14 protein-coding genes are annotated in these 19,502 nt (G+C 71.8%); 8 read left to right on the top strand and 6 right to left on the bottom strand.

All coding sequences use genetic code 11. The features are described from left to right. The first annotated feature begins 59 nt into the window (after window positions 1-59). Window positions 60-1,181 (top strand): glycosyltransferase family 4 protein, encoded by a 1,122-nt coding sequence (locus tag O2V61_RS14305; protein ID WP_269183943.1) that lies wholly within the window; start codon window positions 60-62, stop codon window positions 1,179-1,181. 13 nt (window positions 1,182-1,194) lie between these two features. On the opposite strand, the gene O2V61_RS14300 is transcribed toward O2V61_RS14305, so the two are convergent. Together O2V61_RS14300 and gmd (O2V61_RS14295) are read right to left on the bottom strand one after the other, a co-directional pair. After that, the gene (locus O2V61_RS14300; RefSeq protein ID WP_269183942.1) at window positions 1,195-2,181 is read right to left on the bottom strand and encodes a GDP-mannose 4,6-dehydratase; all 987 of its coding nucleotides are present in this window, start codon (window positions 2,179-2,181) and stop codon (window positions 1,195-1,197) included. Further along, entirely contained in the window at window positions 2,178-3,164 is a 987-nt protein-coding gene (gene gmd / locus O2V61_RS14295) for a GDP-mannose 4,6-dehydratase (protein WP_269183941.1), read from the bottom strand. The genes O2V61_RS14300 and gmd (O2V61_RS14295) overlap by 4 nt, the downstream gene beginning before the upstream one ends. A gap of 273 nt (window positions 3,165-3,437) precedes the next feature. Between gmd (O2V61_RS14295) and O2V61_RS14290 the strand changes: the two genes are divergently transcribed. Beyond that, window positions 3,438-4,445: a hypothetical protein gene (locus tag O2V61_RS14290; protein WP_269183940.1), complete on the top strand. Its 1,008-nt coding sequence runs from the start codon at window positions 3,438-3,440 to the stop codon at window positions 4,443-4,445. Window positions 4,446-4,754: 309 nt separating this feature from the next. On the opposite strand, the gene O2V61_RS14285 is transcribed toward O2V61_RS14290, so the two are convergent. The 3 genes from O2V61_RS14285 to gmd (O2V61_RS14275) form a co-directional block, all read right to left on the bottom strand. Further along, window positions 4,755-7,058 (bottom strand): FG-GAP repeat domain-containing protein, encoded by a 2,304-nt coding sequence (locus O2V61_RS14285; RefSeq protein WP_269183939.1) that lies wholly within the window; start codon window positions 7,056-7,058, stop codon window positions 4,755-4,757. 154 nt (window positions 7,059-7,212) lie between these two features. Next, on the bottom strand, window positions 7,213-8,598 hold the full coding sequence (locus O2V61_RS14280) for a hypothetical protein (RefSeq protein WP_269183938.1): 1,386 nt from the start codon (window positions 8,596-8,598) through the stop codon (window positions 7,213-7,215). Window positions 8,599-8,654: 56 nt separating this feature from the next. Continuing rightward, complete coding sequence (gene gmd / locus O2V61_RS14275; protein ID WP_269183937.1) at window positions 8,655-9,641, bottom strand: GDP-mannose 4,6-dehydratase; 987 nt, start codon at window positions 9,639-9,641, stop codon at window positions 8,655-8,657. An 85-nt stretch (window positions 9,642-9,726) separates the two neighbouring features. On the opposite strand from gmd (O2V61_RS14275), the gene O2V61_RS14270 reads away from it, so the two are divergent. Genes O2V61_RS14270 through O2V61_RS14245 form a run of 6 tightly spaced genes read left to right on the top strand, consistent with a single transcriptional unit; the run spans window position 9,727 to window position 17,080 of the window. Next, window positions 9,727-10,836: a glycosyltransferase family 4 protein gene (locus tag O2V61_RS14270; protein WP_269183936.1), complete on the top strand. Its 1,110-nt coding sequence runs from the start codon at window positions 9,727-9,729 to the stop codon at window positions 10,834-10,836. A gap of 32 nt (window positions 10,837-10,868) precedes the next feature. Next, complete coding sequence (locus O2V61_RS14265) at window positions 10,869-11,840, top strand: FkbM family methyltransferase (protein ID WP_269183935.1); 972 nt, start codon at window positions 10,869-10,871, stop codon at window positions 11,838-11,840. Continuing rightward, entirely contained in the window at window positions 11,837-13,372 is a 1,536-nt protein-coding gene (locus O2V61_RS14260) for a glycosyltransferase family 4 protein (protein WP_269183934.1), read from the top strand. The genes O2V61_RS14265 and O2V61_RS14260 overlap by 4 nt, the downstream gene beginning before the upstream one ends. Then, complete coding sequence (locus O2V61_RS14255) at window positions 13,369-14,913, top strand: glycosyltransferase family 4 protein (protein WP_269183933.1); 1,545 nt, start codon at window positions 13,369-13,371, stop codon at window positions 14,911-14,913. Before O2V61_RS14260 ends, O2V61_RS14255 begins: the two co-directional genes overlap by 4 nt. Next, window positions 14,910-15,854, top strand: coding sequence for an ABC transporter permease (locus O2V61_RS14250; protein WP_269183932.1), 945 nt, complete (start codon window positions 14,910-14,912; stop codon window positions 15,852-15,854). The genes O2V61_RS14255 and O2V61_RS14250 overlap by 4 nt, the downstream gene beginning before the upstream one ends. 23 nt (window positions 15,855-15,877) lie before the next feature. Continuing rightward, on the top strand, window positions 15,878-17,080 hold the full coding sequence (locus O2V61_RS14245) for an ABC transporter ATP-binding protein (RefSeq protein ID WP_269183931.1): 1,203 nt from the start codon (window positions 15,878-15,880) through the stop codon (window positions 17,078-17,080). Window positions 17,081-17,646: 566 nt separating this feature from the next. On the opposite strand, the gene O2V61_RS14240 is transcribed toward O2V61_RS14245, so the two are convergent. Further along, the gene (locus O2V61_RS14240; RefSeq protein ID WP_269183930.1) at window positions 17,647-19,440 is read right to left on the bottom strand and encodes a DUF4214 domain-containing protein; all 1,794 of its coding nucleotides are present in this window, start codon (window positions 19,438-19,440) and stop codon (window positions 17,647-17,649) included. Window positions 19,441-19,502 lie beyond the last annotated feature (62 nt).

Raw genomic sequence — 19,502 nt, 5'->3', positions numbered from 1 at the left:
CAGCACGGTCACCACCAGGCCCCCGCTCCCGATCGGGGGCCATGACAGGCAGGAGCGTCATGGCCCCCGATCGGAGCCCGCTGCGCGTCGGGATGACGGTCGAGCAGTGCTGGCAGCCCCAACCCGGCGGGTCGGGCACGTACGTGCGCGAACTGCTCACCGAGCTGTCGGGGCGGGCGGACCTGCGGCTGACCGGACTCACCGCACGCCACGGCGGGCGGACGCCCGAGGGTGATCGCCTCCCCGTCCCGTTGCGGCGCTCCCCGGTGCCCCGGCGGGCGCTCTACCAGCTCTGGCAGTCCACGCGCCGCCCACGGCCGGACCGCGGACTGGACGTCGTCCACGCCACGACCTGGGCGATCCCCGGACGGCGCCGGCCCCTCGTGGTGACGGTGCACGACCTGGCGTTCCTGCAGGACCCCGAGCACTTCACCGCGCACGGCGCGGCCTTCTTCCGCCGGGGACTGGAGATCACCCGACGGGAGGCCACCGCAGTCGTCGTGCCCTCGCACGCCACCCGCGCGGAGTGCGTCGAGCAGGGCATCGACCCCGCCCGCATCACCGTCGTGCCGCACGGCGTGCGACCGGTGCACACCACACCCGAGGACGTGGCGCGGTTCCGCGCACGACACGGGCTGACCCGCCCCTACGTGCTGTGGACCGGCACGCGCGAGCCGCGGAAGAACCTGCCCGTGCTCGTGCAGGCCTTCGAGCAGTTCGCCACCGGCACCGGCCTGGACGTCGACCTGGTCCTCGTCGGCCCCGAGGGCTGGGGCCCGGAGACCGCGCGACTGCGCCGGGTGCCCACCGACCGGGTCCGCGTCCTCGGGCGGCTCCCGCGCACCGAGCTGGACGCGGCCTACGCCGGCGCCCTGCTGTTCTGCTACCCGTCCCTCCGCGAGGGGTACGGGCTGCCGGTGACCGAGGCGATGGCGCACGGGGTCCCCGTCGTCACGTCGTCGGGGACCGCGACCGAGGAGGCCGCCGGTGGCGCCGCCGTCCTCGTGGAACCGCGCGATCCCGCCGACGTCGCCCGCGGACTGGCGGAGGCCGCTGACCCGACACGCCGGGAGGTGCTGCGCACCGGCTCGCTCGCCCGGGCAGCAGACCTGGACTGGTCCCGGACGGCGGACCAGACCGCGGCCGTGCTGTCCCGGGCAGCGGCCGACGGGCCCCGCTGACCCGTCGAACGGGTCAGCCCGGAGGGCGCTCCGCGGTCAGCGCCAGGTCCGTCTCGACCATCCGGGCGACGATCTCCTCGAAGGGCACCGTGGGCGCCCACCCGAGCAGCTCCCGGGCGCGCGAGGCGTCCCCGAGCTGCTCCGGCGCGTCCGACGGCCGGGCGAAGCGCGGGTCGAGGGTGACGTGCCGCTCCCAGTCGTCGATGCCCGCGGCGCGGAAGGCCGCGGCCACGAACTCCCGGACGCTGTGCCCCACCCCGGTCGCCACGACGTAGTCCCGGCCCTCGTCGGCCCGCGCCGCGAGGACCATCGCCGCGACGTAGTCCGGCGCCCATCCCCAGTCCCGACGGGCGTCCAGGTTGCCCATCGCCAGCTCGTCCTGCTGACCGCGGGCGATCCGGGCTGCGGCGGCGGTGACCTTGCGGGTCACGAACGTCTCCGGACGCCGCGGCGACTCGTGGTTGTAGAGGATGCAGCTGGACGCGTGCAGCCCCCGCGCCCGGTAGACCCCGACCAGCAGGTGGCCGTAGGCCTTGGCAGCCCCATAGGGGGTGATCGGGCGCACCGGGGTGGTCTCGTCCTGCGGGACCTGGTCGGCGTGACCGAACACCTCGGCGCTGGACGCCTGCACGAAGCGCACCGGGCGACCGGTGCGCTCCTGCAGATCGTGCGAGGCCTGCAGCAGCCGGCCGACCGCCACCCCGCTCACCTGGGCGGTGAGCGCCGGCTCCTGCCAGGACAGCGCGACCGAGCTCAGCCCACCGAGGTTGTAGAGCTCGTCCGGCTCCACCTCGGCGACGACGGCCTCGAGCCGCTCACCGGCCAGCAGGTCGGCGGTGTGCACGTGCACCCCGTCGGGGAGGTGTCCGGACGGACGACCGCCCGGCTCCTGACCGCGGACCACGGCGTGCACCTCGACGCCCTCGGCGAGCAGTTGCTCGACGAGGTAGCTGCCGTCCTGCCCCGTCGCCCCGGTGACGAGCGCACGGACCGGGCTCACCGGCCCGCGAGCTCCTTCTGCTGGGCCAGGTCCGAGTCGACCATCATCCGGACCAGCTCCTCGAACCCGACCTGCGGCGTCCAGCCCAGCTTCTCCTTGGCCTTGGCCGGGTCACCGATGAGCAGGTCGACCTCGGCGGGGCGGAAGAACCGCGGGTCCTGGAACACCTTGCCCGACCAGTCCTCGATGCCCACGTGGGCGAAGGCGATCTCCAGCAGCTCCCGGATGGAGTGCGTCTCACCGGTCGCGACCACGTAGTCATCGGCCTCGTCCTGCTGCACCATCCGCCACATCGCGTCGACGTAGTCACCGGCGAAGCCCCAGTCACGCTTGGCGTCCAGGTTGCCCAGCGCGATGCTCTCCTGCAGGCCCAGGGAGATGCGCGCCACGGCCTGGGTGACCTTGCGGGTGACGAACTCCGGGCCGCGGCGGGGCGACTCGTGGTTGAACAGGATGCCGGAGCTGGCGTGCATGCCGTAGGACTCGCGGTAGTTGATCGTCATGTAGTGGCCGTACACCTTGGCCACGCCGTACGGCGACCGCGGCCACAGCAAGGTGCTCTCCCGCTGCGGGACGTCCTGCACCTTGCCGAACATCTCCGAGCTCGACGCCTGGTAGAAGCGCACCTTCGACAGGTCGCTGCCGGCGTAGAGCCGGGTCGCCTCCAGCATGTTCAGCACACCGATGCCGGTGACGTCCGACGTCAGCCGGGCGTTCTCCCAGGAGTACGCCACGAAGGAGATGGCGCCCAGGTTGTAGACCTCGTCGGGCTGAGCCTCGGAGAAGGCCCGGATGAGGCTGGACAGGTCGGTGATGTCACCGGTCAGCAGCTTCACGTCCGGCACGGTCTGACGGACCAGGTCGAGCTTCGGGTTGTTCTGCCCCCGGATGAGGCCGTAGACCTCATAGCCCTTCGACAGCAGCAGCTCGGACAGGTACAGACCGTCCTGACCGGTGATGCCGGTGATGAGTGCGCGCTTCATGTGTCCTTCGTCCCTCGGTTGCAGATCGCGGCCAGCCTAGAGGGCATCGGCCCCGCCCACGCGGCGGGCGGGGCCTCCGAGCGGACGCCTGGGGCGCCCGTGGCCGCTGTGACGAAAGGTGCCCCGCCCCCGGCATCCCGGCCCGATCGACACCCTCCCGTCGGTATCGTCCGGCCCGTGACCCTCCTCGACCGACCCGAGTCAGGACCCCCGTCGTCGACCCACGGCGGCAGGCCCGACTCCCGGATCCTCGCGGGCATCACCGTGCTGGCCGTGAGTCTCCTCGTCATCTGGCGGGTGGGTCCGGGGAAGCTCATGAACATCGAGGGCTTCGAGGGGATCGCCCGGGCCTGGCCACTGGCCCCCCTCCCCCCTGAGCAGGCGTACGTCCTCCGTCAAGCGCTGGGCCAGGCTCTCTACCACGCACTGGGCTGGACGGGCACGGACCGGTTCCTCGTCCTGCACCTCGCCGTCCTCCTGCTGTCTGGACTGGTCCTGGCCGGCTGGCTGGTCCGTCGCCTGGGCATCCAGCGGGGAGCCATCGCGGTCTGCCTCCTGGTGGTGTCACCGGTCACGGCCGTGCTCCTCGAGTGGATCGGCATGTACGACGCCTTCTCCGTGTTCGTGTGGGTCCTGCTCCTCCTGGTCCTCGGCCGCAATCCGTGGCTGCAGGGAGCCGTGGCCTTCCTCGGCGGCGTGCAGAACTTCGAACAGTTCGTCGTCAGCGTCGTGCTGCTGGCGCTGCTCCCCGAGCTGACCAAGGGGCTGGCGCTGCGCGTCCGGCCGATCGCCCTCCTCGTCGGCGCCCTCGGGGGCAAGGTGGCCCTCGAGCTGTACCTGCGATCCGCCGGCGCGGCCAACGGGTCACGCGCCTCGTTCCTGACGGACCCGGACATGCAGCGGCTCGTCCTCACCAGCTTCGCGTTGCTGGCGCCCGTGATCGTGTGGACCGTCCTCGGCGGCCTGTGGGTGCCGCTCCTCCGGCGGCTGCCTGCGGTCTGGGCGTCCGCTCCGCGCGGACTGCGGGTCCGCGGACTGCTCGCCGCAGCCCTGGTGCTCGGGATCGGGATCGTGAGCGCCGATCACACGCGGGTCATGGTGCTGATCTCCTTCCCCCTGCTGGTGCTCCTCTGCGTCCGGCTCGCTCTCGACGAGACCTCGGTGAGCACCTGGTTGCGACGCCCGGACACGTGGTTGGTGCTGTTGACACCGACGTTCGTCATCGTCTCCGGCAACACCCCCCTGCCCCTCGGGATCGATCCCTCGCTCCTGGGGCTGTGAGGCCTCACCAGTCGTCAGGGTGCAACGAGGTCACCCGGGCCAACCCCGACGGCAACTGACCGAGCGGCCTACGGAGCCGTTCCCCGTCGCCCGGACGCCGCCCCCACGGCCGGACCGCACCGCGCGCGATGAGCCCGGGTGCCCGCAGGACCCGGAACACATCGACGACACCGATCACCGCTCGTCAGCACGGCACTGGCCACGAACGGGGCGCCGCACGCCCGGGCCGGCGCGGCGACGAGGAGACTCCGCCGCGGTCCAACCGGCGCCGCCCGCGCGCCCCGGCCCCGGACCACCGAGCCCGGGCGCTCATCCCCACCGGACCACGTCCGTCACCACGTCGGTGCCCAGCGGGCCCACGGGGGCTCCGTGGAAGGGCGCGTCGCCGAAGGTGAACACGCCGCCGTGCTCGGTGACCACCCAGTAGCCGGCACCGGTGGCGGTCGGGACCAGCTCCACGCCGGCGTCCGACACGGCGCACGTGCCCAAGCCGGCGATGCTCCCGGCGTAAGGCACGCCGAAGGAGAAGATCCCACCGTCACGAGCCAGCAACCAGTACCCACGCCCGTCCGGGCTGACGGCGACCGAGGTGACCGGGTCCGACAACGCCGTCGCAGCGCCGCGGAAGACGGCATCCCCGAAGGTGAAGACCGCACCATTGGCAGTGACGAGGTAGTAGCCGCCCCCGCTGTCCGTGACAGAGGCGTCGACCACCGGGGAGGTCGAGCGGACGCCCACCGACCCGAGGGAGCCGAGGAACGGTGCGTCACCGAAGGAGAAGACGGCTCCGTCCGCGGTGACGAGCCAGTAACCCTTCCCGGAAGGGCTGCTCATGATGGCCGCGACCGGCGAGGCGCCACCGAGTCCCCGGGCGTCCCCGTACCACCGGGCCGCCCCGAAGTCCTGGACGGCGCCGCCGGGTCCCGCCACCCAGTAGCCGTCCCCCTGCGGGCGGAGCACCATCGCACCAGACGGCAGCGGGAGCCGGGTGCCCGCTGGCGCGCCGAAGAACGCGCTGCGACCGTACGAGAAGAGGCCCCCGCCGCGTGCCAACACCGAGTAGCCCGCACCCGCAGCCGGTGACGGACTGGCAGGGGGGTTCGAGTTCCGCGCGCAGAAGCCCGGGGGGATCGGATTGCCGCCGGTGAGCGGCCCGCCCAGCCTGCGTTCGCCCTTACGGAACAGCGGCCAGTCACTGGCCGCCCCGGTGGCTGGCAGGACGATGGAGGTGATCTGCCCCGACGTGAAGCCCGGCACGGCCGGCGCCCAACCGAGGACGATCAACTGGCGCCCGCCCGCGCTGCCGAAGTCCGCGATCGCTGGCGCGCCCACTGAGGCGTGGAGAGTGCCGCCGACCGCCGCCAGCAGGGCGCCGGTGGAGCCGTTGAGGAGGAGCGCGCCACCCAGCCCGTAACCGATGGCCACGTCCTGGTCGCCGTCCCCGTCGAGGTCCCCGATGGTCGGGCCCCCGTCGTATCCGTTGCCGTTGTCGCCACGCGGACCGGGAAAGGTCTTCCAGGCTCGCTGCCCGGTGCCTCGGAAGGCGTACACGGCGCCGCTGCGATCCCCGATGACGACTTCCGGCCGGCCGGCGTCCCCCGGGACGACGTCGCCGAGCGCGACCGAGGTGGCCAGCAGGCCCTCGGTGGTCTGCGGCCACCCCGGGGTGAGGCTGCCGTCCTCGAGGTGCACCGCCCATATCCGCCGACTGTCCACCGAGTCGTTGTAGAAGCCGCCGGTGGAGAACACGGCCTCGGGCCGCCCATCCCCGTTGATGTCGCCGATCGCGGGGCTCGCCAGGACGATGTCGTCGAACGTCCGCATCCAGGCCTGACGCACCTGGCCGTTGGCATGGTCCAGCGCTCGGAACGTACCGCGGAAGAAGAGCCCCGCCGGTGGGTTGGGCGTCGCGTCTCCGCCGATCAACACCTCGAGCCGTCCGTCTCCGTCGATGTCGTAGAGCGCCGGGGACGAGAAGACGGTGTCGACGTTGTCGAACGGGAAGCCGGGGATCATCGCGCCGTCGGAGCCGCGCAGTGCGTAGACGTAGTGGTCCAACGCAGCGAACACCACGTCGTTGACCCCGTCTCCGTCCACGTCGCCGATCGCTGGTGTCGCGATGACGCCGTCGCTCAACCCGTCCGGCGGTCCACCGGTGTAGACGTTGAGCGTGTCCCCGGTGCGGAAGCGCCACTTCGTCGTCCCGTCGGAGTTGAAGGCGACGACGCCACCGTTCTGCGGGCGATCCCGCGGGTCGATCGCGCCGGCGCCGACCACCACCTCGTTGCGGCCGTCGCCGTCCAGGTCACCGATGGCGGGCGAGCTCTCGACCGCGGCCACTCGGCCGGGGTCCGGGTCGACGCCGGCCGCCCACAGGATCGATCCGTCCGGCCGGATGGCCCGGAGAGTGCCCGCCATGTCCGCGGCGATGATCACCCGCCCGGCGGGGAGGTCGCCCACTGCGGCCGAGGAGTTGTGCGTGGCCGCCGCCGGGATGGTCCACGCTGTCGGGTAGCTCGGCGCGGCCTCGGCGGTCCCCGGTCGCGCGTTCACGATGCTGAGGACCATCGCCATCGCGAGCATGGCGACCACCGACATCCGGGCACACTTCATGACGGCTCCTGGGAGGTCGTTCGCCGGCCCACGGCCGGCGGCCGCCAGGACCACGCGACTGGGTCGACCTCCTCCATCGGCCGTGGCCGGACCGACCGTGACCCCTGGACCCTCCACCCGCCGGGCGGCTCATGGGTCGGACCAGGAGGGCGGGTCACCGGGCCAGTCCCTCACAGCCGTGCTGGGCCGTCCCTCCCCGGACCGTCTCGGCTGCCCAGCCGTTGGTCGCGATGCCCCGCACCCCGGCAGTGACCTGCGCATCCGACCAGTCCCAGAGACGCTCTGGGTGCAGGTTGACGTCAGCAGGGAGGCTGTTCCAGCACCAGGAAGAACGGGTGATGGCGCCCTCCGCGTGCACTGCCACGCTGACCACCACCAGCACTGCCGTCGCCACCCGCGCGGTGGCCACGACGGCCCGGCGGGATGCGCCCGGCGGCCGCGGCTGGGTGAGCCAGGCCACCGCCGGCAGGCTGAGCAGCACCATCGGCGGGATGACATCCGACATGAACCGAGAACCGTAGGAGTACCCACCCCACCAGTCGGCAAAGGACGACACCAGCACCCAGTGCGCCACCACGAGCCCGAGACAACTGAGGTCCAGCAGGTCCCACTCCCGACGGCGCACGCGCAGCGCGAGCCCCGCGAAGGCCAGCAGCAGCACCGGACTGAACACCAGCAGTCCGCGGGCGGGGCTCACCAGGTTGGACAGCAGCGCCTGCGACAGATCGCCACGCGCGGCGCCGAACTCGGTGTCGCCCGGCAGGAAGTACCCCGGCAGCACCTGTCCGTACTGGGACAGGTTCACGGCCACGAAGAGGCTGGTCACCACAGTCCCGCCCAGCACTGCCCAGCCGATCGCAGCCGGGCGACGGGCCAACAGCCAGAGGCCCAGCGCGATGATCAACAGAGAGCTCGTCGGCCGCATGGCGAAGGCCGAGGCCGCAGAGGCGCCGAGCAACAGCGCCGGCCATCGCGCTCGGGTCCCCGCCGCCTCCAGCTTGACGGCGCCGAGCAGTGCCAAGCAGGAGAAGAGCATGGCTGGTCCGTGCTGCCACAGTGAGCGACTGCTCGTCGACCAGGCGGAGGTACCGAAGGCGAAGACCAGTGCGACCACCACCGCAACGACCTCACGGCGCCGGGCGGGCAGGGCTGCGAGCCTGGCGCGCGCGATGGCGTGGACGACCATCGCGGTGAGGGCGACGACCAGGCTCATGCTGGCCACCTCGAAGGGCCACTGGGTGTACGACACGCTCAACCGGTCTTCGATGCTCCCCCCGCCGGTGGCTCGCAGGAGGACGTCGGCCACCGCGAGGAGGGGCACGACGAACAGAGACGGCGCCCACGGGAAGAAGGGAAGCCAGGCACCGCCCGCCCGGACGATGCCGAAATCGGTCCCCATGGTCCAGGCCGGCGAGAAGCCCTGTAAGTCGAGTTCACCGCGGCGGAGCATGGCCACGCCCACGAACACCGCCCGCAGCGAGTCTGCGCTCACCGCCATGGGACTGGCGAGGTGGCCGACGAGCACGGTGGCGAAGACCACGAGACCGCCCACGACGGGAGGTCGACGCAACCCCTCGAGACGGCCGCGAAGGGGCCTCACCGGCCCGTGAGCTCCTTCTGCTGGGCCAGGTCGGAGTCGACCATCATCCGGACCAGCTCCTCGAACCCGACCTGCGGCGTCCAGCCCAGCTTCTCCTTGGCCTTGGCCGGGTCACCGATGAGCAGGTCGACCTCGGCGGGGCGGAAGAACCGCGGGTCCTGGAACACCTTGCCCGACCAGTCCTCGATGCCCACGTGGGCGAAGGCGATCTCCAGCAGCTCCCGGATGGAGTGCGTCTCACCGGTCGCGACCACGTAGTCATCGGCCTCGTCCTGCTGCACCATCCGCCACATCGCGTCGACGTAGTCACCGGCGAAGCCCCAGTCACGCTTGGCGTCCAGGTTGCCCAGCGCGATGCTCTCCTGCAGGCCCAGGGAGATGCGCGCCACGGCCTGGGTGACCTTGCGGGTGACGAACTCCGGGCCGCGGCGGGGCGACTCGTGGTTGAACAGGATGCCGGAGCTGGCGTGCATGCCGTAGGACTCGCGGTAGTTGATCGTCATGTAGTGGCCGTACACCTTGGCCACGCCGTACGGCGACCGCGGCCACAGCAAGGTGCTCTCCCGCTGCGGGACGTCCTGCACCTTGCCGAACATCTCCGAGCTCGACGCCTGGTAGAAGCGCACCTTCGACAGGTCGCTGCCGGCGTAGAGCCGGGTCGCCTCCAGCATGTTCAGCACACCGATGCCGGTGACGTCCGACGTCAGCCGGGCGTTCTCCCAGGAGTACGCCACGAAGGAGATGGCGCCCAGGTTGTAGACCTCGTCGGGCTGAGCCTCGGAGAAGGCCCGGATGAGGCTGGACAGGTCGGTGATGTCACCGGTCAGCAGCTTCACGTCCGGCACGGTCTGACGGACCAGGTCGAGCTTCGGGTTGTTCTGCCCCCGGATGAGGCCGTAGACCTCATAGCCCTTCGACAGCAGCAGCTCGGACAGGTACAGACCGTCCTGACCGGTGATGCCGGTGATGAGTGCGCGCTTCATGTGTCCTCGACTGGATGACGACGGGTCCGCCTAAGGTACCGAGGATGCTGGTGACGCCCAGGCCGACCGCGCGCGTGGACCGACCATGAGGGTCGGTGTCGACGCGACCCCGCTGCTGGGCCAGCGGAGTGGTGTCGGCCGTTATCTCAGCGGACTGCTGTCGGGTCTCCACGAGATCGATTCCGGTGTCGAGCCGGTGCTCACCCTGTTCAGCATCCGGGGGCAGGTGCCCGCTCCCTGGCCACCGGGCACGACTCCCGCACCCCGCCGCGCGCCTGCCCGGCTGCTGAACAGGATGTGGGCGCGCGTGCCCTTCCCGCCGGTCGAGCTCCTGACCGGGAAGGTCGACGTCTTCCACGCCACCAACTTCGTCCTCCCGCCACTGGCCCGCGCCGGCGGCGTCGTCACGGTGCACGACCTCACCTACCTGCGTTTCCCCGAGACCGTCGACGACCAGGTGCGGGCGTACCGGCACCTGGTCCCGGATGCACTGCGCCGGGCGGCCCGGGTCATCGCGGTCAGCCACACGATCGCCGACGAGCTGGTCGCGGAGTACTCGTTGGCGAGCGAGACCGTGGTCGTCGCGCCCAACGGCGTGGACCCGGAGTGGGGCCGGTCCCAGCCGCTGAGCGAGGAGCGGCGCCGAGTCCTGGGGCTCCCCGACCGCTATCTCCTCTTCGTCGGCAACCGTGAGCCGCGGAAGAACCTCGGCACGCTCATCCGGGCCCACGCCCTCGCCCGCCGCGCCGACCCCGACGTCCCGCCGCTCGCCCTGGTGGGCCCGGCCGGATGGGGCGACGCCTGGGGCGGCCAGCAGCCCGATCCCGAGCACACGCTGCTGCTGGGCTTCCTGACCGACGAGGACCTCCGGAGCACGGTGGCCGGCGCCACCGCGGTCTGCGTCCCGTCGCTCTACGAGGGGTTCGGCCTGCCGGTCATCGAGGCCATGGCCGCCGGGGTGCGCGTACTGGCCAGCGACATCCCGACCCACCGGGAGATCAGCGGCGGGCTGGCCACGCTCGTGCCGGTACAGGACGTGGAGGCGTGGTCAGAGGTGCTGGTGGGATTGCGCCACGCCGAAGATGATGACGGTTCGGCATCGACTGCCCGGCGTGCGCACACGCGCGCGTTCACCTGGGAACGCAGCGCCCGGGCGCACCTCGAGGCCTACCGCGCGGCCGCCGCGCACGCCTGAAGCACCTCCGCCGACGCCGTTACAGTGGCGCCGTGACGAATGACCCCTTCGTGTCGTACGCCCAGAACGGCGAGGACGTCGTCCTGTGGCGGGCCCTGCACTCGGTGACCCCCGGCCGCTACGTGGAGGTCGGCGCCAACGACCCGAAGACCCACTCGATCAGCCGCGCATTCTACGACCGGGGCTGGTCAGGTCTCGAGATCGAGCCCGTGCCGGCCTTCGCCCAGCGGTTCCGCGAGGCTCGCCCACGGGACACCGTCGTCGAGGCGGCGATCACGTCCCAGGACGTGGAGTCGATCACGCTGCACGTCATCCCGGACAGCGGGCTCTCGACGCTGCGGGACGACGTGGGCGCCGAGCACGCCCGATCGGGCTGGCCGGTCGAGGCGGTCTCCGTCCCGGCCCGGCGACTCGACGACGTCCTCGACGAGCACGTGCCCGCCGGTGAGGACGTGCACTTCCTCGTCATCGACACCGAGGGTGCCGAGCGGCAAGTGCTGGAGAGCATCGACCTGAAGAGATGGCGCCCCTGGGTGGTGGTCATCGAGGCCACCGCGCCGATGAGCGCCGTGCGGACCCACGAGGCCTGGGAGTCGCTCGTCACCGACGCCGGCTACCAGTTCTGCCTCTTCGACGGGCTCTCCCGCTGGTACGTCGCCGACGAGCACGCCGAGCTCACCCGGCTCCTGGACCACCCGGCCTGCGCCCTCGACCCGTGGATCAGCCGGGCAGCGCACGAGGCCGAGCAGCGCGTCGACGTCCTGACCGCGGAGAACGCGGAGCTGCTGGAGCAGCTGATCAAGTGGCGTGGCAAGGTGCTGACGCACTGGGCCGAGGCCGCCTCGGCTGCCGTGCACACCCCGGGTGCCGGTGGCGTCGCATCGCACGAGTCGGCCCGGCTGCGCGCCGAGCTCGACGCGATGCACGAGACCCTGTCCTGGCGTGTCACCGCGCCCCTGCGGGACGTCCGCAGCGCCCAGCTGCGCCGGAGTCGCCGCGCATGACGAGCACGCTCCCCCAGGCCGGCTCCGCCGCGACCGATGTCGCCCGCGCGCTGGTCCAGCGCCTCGGTGCCGCCGCGCAGCAGCTGCTGGACCAGGTTCCTCCGCCGGCACCGGACCCCGAGCAGGAGGCCGCCCAGCTGCTGTGGCACCTGGTCGAGACGGTCCGTGCCAGCGGCGACACCCAGCACCTCTGGCTGCTGCTGACCGCACTGTCCAGCGCCTTCCCGACCGGTGACGAGCTGGTCGACGCCCGCCGTCGCCTGCAGCTGGACGACACCGGGGACGCCGTGGCGTGGCTGCTGGAAGCCGCACACTCCGCCGTGCTGAACGCCGGGACCCCGTCCGCCGAGATGGACGTCGTCGTCGGCGCGGTGGTGGCCGACGTCGACTTCTGCGCGACCAACGAGCACCACACCGGCATCCAGCGGGTGGTCCGCGAGACGGTCCCGCGGTGGGACCGTGACCACGACCTGCTCCTCGTCGCCTGGACCCGGTCCAACGGCGCGCTGCGCCAGCTCGACGCGCACGAGCGCGACCTCGTCCTCCGCTGGGGTCAGACCCGGACCACCGTCTCCGACCCCGAGCTGGGCACCGAGGCCGGCACCACGCCGCCTCGGCTGCTGGTGCCCTGGCGCAGCACGGTGATCCTGCCGGAGAACCCGGAGCCGGCGCGCTGCCCCGCGATCGCCGCGCTGGCCGAGCACAGCGGCAACACCGTGACCGCGATCGGGTACGACTGCATCCCGATCGTCAGTCCCGAGCTCATCCACCCCGGGCTGCCCGACCGGTTCGTGCACTACCTCTCGGTGGTCAAGCACGCCCGGGTCGTCGCGGGCATCTCCGCCTCGGCGACCGAGGAGTTCCGCGGCTTCTCCCGGATGATGCCGTCGCAGGGACTCCCGGGTCCCGAGGTCGTCGAGGTGGCGCTGCCCGTCGAGGTACCCGTCCCGACCGGGAGCCCGGCCTCGCCGCACGAGCGGCCCGTCGTGATCTCGGTCGGCAGCTTCGAGCCCCGCAAGAACCAGCTCGCCGTGCTGCACGCCGCCGAGCGGCTGTGGCGGGAGGGGCTGCGCTTCGAGTTGAAGTTCATCGGTGGAGGCGGCTGGCGCACCGAGTTCGACGCATCGATGAACCAGCTGGCCGCCAGCGGCCGCCCCGTGTCGGTGGCCGTGCGGATCAGCGACGAGGAGCTCTGGGGGCTCTACCGTCGGGCGCGCTTCACGGTCTTCGCCAGCCTGCACGAGGGCTACGGCCTCCCCGTGGCCGAGTCCCTCGCCTACGGCACCCCTGCGCTGACCACCGACTACGGCAGCACCGCCGAGATCGCCGCCGAGGGTGGAGCGCTCACGGTCGACCCCCGGGACGACGACGCCCTGGCCGACGCCATGCGCCGACTGCTGACCGACGACGCGCTCATCACCGAGCTCCAGCAGGGCGCCCGGTCTCGTCCCGTGCGGACGTGGGACGACTACGCCCGAGAGCTCTGGGACGCCCTGGCGCGCCCGCTGCCCCGAGGAGAACAGCCCCGATGAGGCTCACGACTGCAACGCAGATGCTGCCGGAGCTGTCCCTGGGCCGGCTCCTGCAGCTGCCGGGCAAGCGCACCGGGGTGATCCGGGACCGTCTCGCGACCCTGGCCGCGGCCCTCGAGCTGCAGCCGTCCACCGTGGACGACCCGCAGTCGACCCTGGCCGCCGTGGAGGACCGGCTCGCCGACCCGCACCCGGACGAGGTGTGGCTCACCATCGCCGTCCTGACCGCCGCTCTCCCCGAGGCGCCCGACGTGGTCCGGGCTGCCCGGGCCTGCCGCACGGAGGGGCCGGGCCCCGTGCTCAGCCGCCTCGTCGCCGAGGGCTGGCTCCGCCGGCAGCTCACCGGCGAGGCCCAGCCGGCAGTCGAGGTGGTCTCCGGCGAGGTGCTGGTGGACCTCGAGCACACCAGCCGCACCGAGCTGGCGACCGGGATCCAGCGGGTCGCCCGGATGACGGCCAGCCGCTGGGCCAGGGACCACGAGGTCGTGCTCATCGGCTGGCACCCCGGGCAGCACGCCCTCCGGCGGCTGCGCGTCCACGAGGCGTCGCGGGCTCTCACCGGCAGTGCCCGTGGTGCAGACACCGTGCTGGCCGACGCGCCGGAGACGGTCGTGGTCCCGTGGCGCGCGACCTACCTCCTGCCCGAGCTGGCCCCGGAGCGGGAGCGCACGTACCGGCTGCTGGCCCTCGCGCGCTTCTCCCGCAGCCGCACCGGGGTGATCGGCTTCGACTGCGTGCCCATCAGCTCCGCGGAGACCACCGACGTCAACGTGAGCGAGGCCTTCGCCAACAACCTGGCCGCGGTCCGGCACTTCGACCGCGTGGCCGGCATCTCCGAGGCAGCCGCCGAGGAGTACCGGGGCTGGCGGCACATGCTGTCGGCGATCGGCGTGCGCGGTCCGGAGATCGAGGCGGTCAGCCTGCCGGTCGAGGCCCAGGCGCCGACCGAGCGGGCGCTGGCGGAGATGCGCGAGCGACTCGTGATCGGCACCCTGCCCGTCGTCCTCTGCGTCGGTACGCACGAGCCCCGCAAGAACCACCTCGCCGTCCTGCACGCAGCCGAGGTCCTCTGGCGGCGCGGCGTCCGCTTCAGCCTCACCTTCATCGGTGGGCACTCCTGGAACAGCCAGCGGTTCGACGCGGGCGTCGCCCGGCTCCGCGAGGCCGGACGCCCCATCGAGACGCTGAGGTCGGTGACCGACGAGCAGCTGTGGGCGGCCTACCACCTCAGCCACTGCCTGGTGTTCCCGTCGTTGAACGAGGGGTTCGGGCTCCCTGTTGCCGAGGCGTTGGCCTCCGGCACACCGGTGGTCACCTCCGCCTTCGGCAGCATGGCCGAGATCGCGGCCGACGGTGGCGCCGTGCTGGTCGACCCCCGGGACGACGACTCTCTCGTCGCCGGGCTCGCCCAGGTCCTGACCGACCCCGAGCGCCACGGCGAGCTGCGGGCAGCCGCCGCCAGCCGGCCGCTGCGGACCTGGGACGAGTACGCCGCAGAGACCTGGACACACCTCGTGGAAGAAGAAGTGGACCGATCATGACGAGCCAGGCCCCCGAGAAGGTCGGCGTCTCATCGACGTCCGAGGTCGCCAAGGAACGCATGGCCCGCCTGAACGAGGAGGCACTCGTCTCGGCCGGCCCGACGAGGGGCTTCTTCCGCGGCACCTGGCAGTCGATCCGTGACCTCGGCGAGTACCGCGAGCTGCTGGGCCTGCTGGTCCGGCGCGAGCTGAAGGCCCGCTACAAGGACAGCGCGCTCGGGTTCCTCTGGAGCCTGCTCCGCCCGATCGCCATCCTGCTGGTCTACTACGTCGCGATCGGCAAGTTCCTCGGCGCGGAGCGGTCCATCCCCTCCTTCGCCATCTACGTCTTCGCCGGCCTGACCGCATGGCAGCTGTTCACCGACGTGGTGGCCGGCGGGACAGGCTGCATCGTCGGCAACGCCGGGCTGATCAAGAAGGTCTACCTGCCCCGCGAGGTCTTCCCGCTCAGCGTCCTCGGGTCGGGGCTGTTCACCTTCTCCACCCAGTTCGCCATCCTGGTGCTCGGCGTCGTCGTCGCCAGCGAGATCCCGACCGGCTCGCGGCTGCTCTTCGTGCCGTTGTCCCTGCTGGTCATCGTGGTCTACGCGACGGCGCTCGCCCTGGTGCTGTCCGCGGTCAACGTCTACCTGCGCGACGTGCAGTACCTGGTCGAGATCGGCCTGACCGTGCTCTTCTGGTCGACACCGGTGGTCTACTCGTGGGCACTCGTGCAGAACATCGTGGCCGGCGGCTGGCTCCAGCAGCTCTACCTGGCGAACCCGATGGCCGTCGCGATCATGGGCATGCAGCGCGGCATGTGGGTCGCCGGCACCGACCAGCCCTTCCCGGACGGGCTGGGCACCCGGTTGCTGATCATGCTGGGGATCGGCCTCGTACTCGTCTGGCTGGCGCAGCGTCTGTTCGCGCGCCTGGAAGCCAACTTCGCTCAGGAGCTGTGACAGTGTCCGACAGTCCGACAGTCGTGCGAGTCCACGACGTCTCCCAGCGGTTCGTGATCCGCAAGGACAAGTCGCTCAAGGAGCGACTCGTCAACGCAGCCCGGTCCCGCCAGCACCGCGAGGACTTCTGGGCGCTGCGCAACGTCAACCTGGAGATCTCGGCCGGCACGACGGTGGGCCTCATCGGACCGAACGGGTCCGGGAAGAGCACCCTCCTCAAGACCATCGGCGGCATCCTCCAGCCCACCACGGGGTCGGTGGAGCGACGTGGCCGGCTGGCTGCGCTGCTGGAGCTGGGTGCCGGGTTCCACCCCGACCTCACCGGCCGCGAGAACGTCTACCTCAACGCCTCGATCCTGGGCCTGTCCCGGGCTCAGACCGAGCGCTTCTTCGACCCGATCGTGGAGTTCTCCGGGATCGAGAAGTTCATCGACACCCAGGTGAAGTTCTACTCGTCGGGCATGTACGTGCGCCTCGCCTTCGCGGTGGCCGTGCACGTCGACCCCGACGTCCTCCTGGTCGACGAGGTGCTGGCCGTCGGCGACGAGCCGTTCCAGCGCAAGTGCCTGGACCGCATCCGCACCTTCCAGAAGGAAGGCCGGACGATCGTGCTGGTCACGCACGCGCTGGACCAGGTCGTGGACATGTGCGACCGGGCCGTCGTCCTCGAGTCCGGGCACGTGATCGTCGACGGCGACCCCCGCCTCGCCACCCGCACGCTGCGGGACGACTTCGAGGCCACCCGTCAAGCCGAGCAGCAGGTCGAGCAGGCCGCGCAGCAGCAGGTGGCGGCGAAGGTCGTCGCCGTGCGCATCCTGGACGACAACGGCGTCATCGTCCGCGAGATGTCCAGCGGCGACGACCTGCGGGTCCAGGTGGACGTCGAGTCCCCGGACACCCTGGACGACTGGGTCCTCGGCATCGGCCTGGACACCCCGTCCGGGCAGAGCCTCTACGGCACGAACACCCGGCTGCTCAAGACCCGGCTCCCGTCCTTCTCCGGCCGCCGCACCTTCGAGATCCGGCTGCGCAACGTCGGGCTCGGCGCCGGCCAGTACCAGGTGCACGGTGCGCTGGCGATCTGGCACGGCGCGGAGATCCACCGGCTGCCCCAGGCCGCGACCTTCACCGTGGAGGGCGACGGCCGCTCGGTGGGGCTGGTCGGCGCCCAGCCGACGCTGGTGCCGACGTGGGAGCAGTGGGCCACCTCGGCCAGCATGAGCTGACGGCTGATCCCCCGCGGCTGATCGGTCGCGGGGAGGGCCGCAGGGGACGAGACCCCCGTCGCGCAGCCCGGCGGGGTGCCGGCGGAGGCAGCACGCAGCTGCCAGCGCGGCGGTACCCAGTCGACACCGACGGGGCAGAGCCCAGTGCCGTGCGAGGACGACGCGTGGGCCCGTCGACGGGAGTCCTGCGGGCCATCCGTCGACCGCGGCCCGTCAGCCGAACGCGTGCAGCTGGCCGCCGCGTGACCACCCCGTCCTCGACGACCCGGAGCGATCGTGACCCAGCTCCGTGAGGACGCCGCCGTCCGCTGAGAGCCTCCCGGCTCGTCGCGGACGCTAGGACCGGGAGGCGGCCCGGTGAACCGCGAGGCTCTGCGCACCGATCGCCGCGGAGTGGACCGGCGACGACGTGCGCCGTCCCCGTCGGGGGTCCGACATCACCCCGCCCACCTGCCCCGGGCTCGCCCGTGCGGCTCGGTCGGTCCGGGGCCCAGGGCGCTCCTCGCGCTCTGGGCCCTGCACAGTTGCCGACCGGGCCTCCTGGGGGCCGGTCGGCAACTGCTCCGTCAGGGGAAGCGGGTCTGCGATCGCGTGACGTACTCGGGGCTGACCAGCGCCGCCTCGCGCATGCTCTCATCGCCGGCTGTGATCACCGTCCGAGACCAGTAGTCCCGCTCGCCGGGGCTCGCCGCTCGGCTCAGCCAGCGCAGATAACTGCGGTCGACTCGGTTCAGTGCCCCCTCGTAGCTGTCCCAGATGCCGCGCACCACCTCCGCCCGGCCTGCGGTGCGCGCGGTGCCGGCCCAGAGCGCCTGCTCGCCCGACGACGCGGTCCGGTTGAAGGTGCGTCGGTAGAGCAGGTCGACGAAGCCCTCATCGGTGCCGCCCCCCTTGAGGTAGAACTCCTGGGCGAGCATGAAGTGGCTGCGCAGCCGATCCGGGGTCATCCGGCCGGCAGCCATCTCGTTGACCCAGAAGGCCACCGCGCCCGGCTCGGGGTTGCGGGCGAGGATCGTCTCGTATGCCTCGGCGACGAAGCGCTGGCGGTACTCGACACTGCCGGAAGTCCCGCGCACCGCCACCCAGCGGTCTCCGCTCTCCGCGACCGCCTTGGTCCATGCACCGAGTTCGCCGGGTGCCGGAGTCCGGCCGAGCACGTCCGCGAAGAGCCCGTTGACGAGGGCAGCTGCTCCCGTGGCCGCGAGCGCCTGCTCGCGGACCTGCCCGAGCTGGGCATATCCGTACTGTCCGGGGCACGCCGTCTTGCCCACATCGCGATGCCCGAAGATCGTGGGCACGGTGACCTGAGTGCCCGCAGGGTACTTGGACGTCCCCCCGCCACCGGAGGTGAGCGTCGTGGTCGCATACGGGTTCACCCCGTACAGCGAGAACTTCCAGGCGATGATCGCGGCGATCGAACTGGTCATCGACGGGTACACCCGCTGGGTGTCGTAGTTGCCCAGCATCGAGACGCCGAAGGTGCCGGTGTTGAAGCCACCCGCGTGGGCTCCGATCACGGTGCTGTTGAGCCCCCCGTACCGCCCCTCCCAGAGCCGGCCGTACTTGTCGACGATGACGTTGTAGCCGATGTCGCCCCACCCGCGGCTCACGGAGTGATACCGGTAGATGGCCCGCAACATCGCCGGCACCTGCTCCGCCGAGTAGTTGTTGGTGTCAGCGGTGTGGTGCAGCGTGGCCGCCTTGATCGTCCTGGCGTACTCCGGGTCCCAGGACCGGATGCCCTCGTCAGCACCCCACTGCGCCCGGGAGAACACCTCCGGCATGGCCATCGCCGCATGCGCGGTACCCACGGCGCCCGCATCCGTGAGCGATTCGTCCGCGTCGCTCTGACCCGGGTCCACCAGGTCGAGGACGACGTCGCGCGGCTGACGACCCGATCGGGTGACCAGTTCGGCTTCCACCCCGACGCTGGGCCCGGTCCACAACGGCGCGGAACCCCCTCGGCGTTCGGCACCGCTGTCGGCGTCGGCGTCCTGGTCGGCGTCCTCGACCGCCACCTCGGCCCACTGACCCCACGTTCCCTCGGCTGAGCGGACACGGACCTTGACGAGCGTGTCGGTGACGGCCGGGTCGTGGTCCCACGTCACCCCGACGAGGGAGAACTCGCGGGTCCTCGGCTCGGCGACGGTCAAGGTCGGGGCGTTGCCGGGGACGCCCACCACGGGATCGGTGGTGCCCGCCTGGACGGCGGCGGCCTGCGACGGGTCCTCGACCGACCCCATCGTCACCTCGACGCTGGAGGTCTCGACGGGCTCGGCCTCGGCTGTCGGCGCCGCATAGACGGGGAGGATCAGCAGCGTCCCGGTGAACAGGACGGATGCGCTGACACAGGCGCTCACACGACGCACAGGAGGTACCTCCGAAAGGGTCTTGGTGACGGCCCGCACGGGACGTGCCGATT

Origin of the sequence: Modestobacter sp. VKM Ac-2985 (assembly GCF_026967925.1) — a bacterium.
GTDB lineage: Bacteria > Actinomycetota > Actinomycetes > Mycobacteriales > Geodermatophilaceae > Modestobacter.
This window is presented reverse-complemented; position numbering and strand designations above follow the sequence as displayed.

Bases quoted from the DNA above. Each gene is read 5' to 3' on its own strand.
- O2V61_RS14250 (WP_269183932.1), top strand. From the start codon at position 14,910: ATGACGAGCCAGGCCCCCGAGAAGGTCGGCGTCTCATCGACGTCCGAG.
- O2V61_RS14255 (WP_269183933.1), top strand. From the start codon at position 13,369: ATGAGGCTCACGACTGCAACGCAGATGCTGCCGGAGCTGTCCCTGGGC.
- O2V61_RS14285 (WP_269183939.1), bottom strand. From the start codon at position 7,058: ATGAAGTGTGCCCGGATGTCGGTGGTCGCCATGCTCGCGATGGCGATG.
- O2V61_RS14305 (WP_269183943.1), top strand. From the start codon at position 60: ATGGCCCCCGATCGGAGCCCGCTGCGCGTCGGGATGACGGTCGAGCAG.
- gmd (WP_269183941.1), bottom strand. From the start codon at position 3,164: ATGAAGCGCGCACTCATCACCGGCATCACCGGTCAGGACGGTCTGTAC.
- O2V61_RS14260 (WP_269183934.1), top strand. From the start codon at position 11,837: ATGACGAGCACGCTCCCCCAGGCCGGCTCCGCCGCGACCGATGTCGCC.
- O2V61_RS14270 (WP_269183936.1), top strand. From the start codon at position 9,727: ATGAGGGTCGGTGTCGACGCGACCCCGCTGCTGGGCCAGCGGAGTGGT.
- gmd (WP_269183937.1), bottom strand. From the start codon at position 9,641: ATGAAGCGCGCACTCATCACCGGCATCACCGGTCAGGACGGTCTGTAC.